This window comes from Bradyrhizobium semiaridum, assembly GCF_020329505.1.
Classification (GTDB): domain Bacteria; phylum Pseudomonadota; class Alphaproteobacteria; order Rhizobiales; family Xanthobacteraceae; genus Bradyrhizobium; species Bradyrhizobium semiaridum.
Genome location: NZ_JAGKJJ010000060.1, coordinates 1 through 1,828 on the forward strand (window position 1 = coordinate 1; position 1,828 = coordinate 1,828).

At 67.1% G+C, this 1,828-nt stretch carries 1 protein-coding gene; it reads right to left on the bottom strand.

Annotated features, from left to right (window positions below; all coding sequences use genetic code 11):
* Positions 1–1,828 (bottom strand): Ig-like domain-containing protein (locus J6500_RS31375; protein WP_225716571.1); only part of this gene is annotated, 1,828 nt, incomplete at both ends.

Sequence of the window (1,828 nt, forward strand, 5' to 3'; positions counted from 1 at the left end):
ACCGTCGCGGTGTCGGTGTTGGAGGCCAGGTTGTCGTTGCCGACCGGATCGGTGAACTTATCGGCCGCAACCGAGATCGCGACCGCCGTCGTCGAGTTGTCGTCGGCGGTGAAGGTCGCCGTGTACTGCAGCGGATTGCCCACCACCGGCTGCAGGTTGGACAGCCCGCCGCCGGTCACCGAGACATCGGCCAGATCGAAGCCGCTGGGGACCTCCGAGAAGGTGAAGGTCACCGTTCCGGTGTTGTTGTGGTCGTTGAACGTCGAGCGGTCGAGGTCGACCACCACCGTCGGATTCTCGGTATCGATGGTGACGGAATCCGTCCCCGTGCCGCCAAGATTGAGCGCGGCGTCCGTGTAGCTGCCGGCGGTGACCGAGACCGAGCCGTTGCCGGTGAAGCCGTCGGCGGCGGTGAAGGTCGCGGTGAAGACCAACGGGTCCGCGGTGGCCGCAAGGTTGCTGACCGTGCCGTGCGTTGCGCTGATGTCGGCGGCGGTGAAGCCGACAGGCGCTTCGGAGAAGGTGAAGGTCACGACCGAGCTGTTGTGGCCGTCGCTGAGCGCGCCGTCGACGATCTCGACCACCACGGTCGGATTCTGGGTGTCGATCGCCACCGTGTCGGTGCCGGTCGATCCGAGATTGCCCGCCACGTCGGTGTAGGCGTTGGCATCCACCGTGACCGAGCCCGAGGCGGTGATGCCGTCGGTGGCGGTGAAGGTCGCCGTCGCCGAGGTGTGATCCGCCGCCCAGCTCAAGGCCGACAGCGTGCCGCCGACCACCGTGATCCCGGCCCCCTCGGCCAGCGTCGCAACCGTCGCCGCACTGACCGCCTCCGAGAAGGTGAAGGTCACGTTCGAGTTGTTGTCCCCGTCGCTCAGCGCGCCGTCGACGATCTCGACCACCACCGTCGGGTTCTGGGTGTCGACCGTCGCGGTGTCGGTGTTGGAGGCCAGGTTGTCGTTGCCGACCGGATCGGTGAACTTATCGGCCGCAACCGAGATCGCGACCGCCGTCGTCGAGTTGTCGTCGGCGGTGAAGGTCGCCGTGTACTGCAGCGGATTGCCCACCACCGGCTGCAGGTTGGACAGTCCGCCGCCGGTCACCGAGACATCGGCCAGATCGAAGCCGCTGGGGACCTCCGAGAAGGTGAAGGTCACCGTTCCGGTGTTGTTGTGGTCGTTGAACGTCGAGCGGTCGAGGTCGACCACCACCGTCGGATTCTGGGTGTCGATCGCCACCGTGTCGGCGCCGGTCGAGCCGAGATTGCCGGCCACGTCGGTGTAGCTGTTGGCATCCACCGTGACCGAGCCCGAGGCGGTGATGCCGTCGGTGGCGGTGAAGGTCGCCGTCGCCGAGGTGTGATCCGCCGCCCAGCTCAAGGCCGACAGCGTGCCGCCGGCCACCGTGATCCCGGCCCCCCCGGCCAGCGTCGCAACCGTCGCCGCACTGACCGCCTCCGAGAAGGTGAAGGTCACGTTCGAGCTGTTGTGGCCGTCGCTCAGCGACGCATCGGCGATCTCGACCACCACCGTCGGGTTCTGGGTGTCGACCGTCGCGGTGTCGGTGTTGGAGGCCAGGTTGTCGTTGCCGACCGGATCGGTGAACTTGTCGGCCGCAACCGAGATCGCGACCGCCGTCGTCGAGTTGTCGTCGGCGGTGAAGGTCGCCGTGTACTGCAGCGGATTGCCCACCACCGGCTGCAGGTTGGACAGTCCGCCGCCGGTCACCGAGACATCGGCCAGATCGAAGCCGCTGGGGACCTCCGAGAAGGTGAAGGTCACCGTTCCGGTGTTGTTGTGGTCGTTGAACGTCGAGCGGTCGAGGTCGA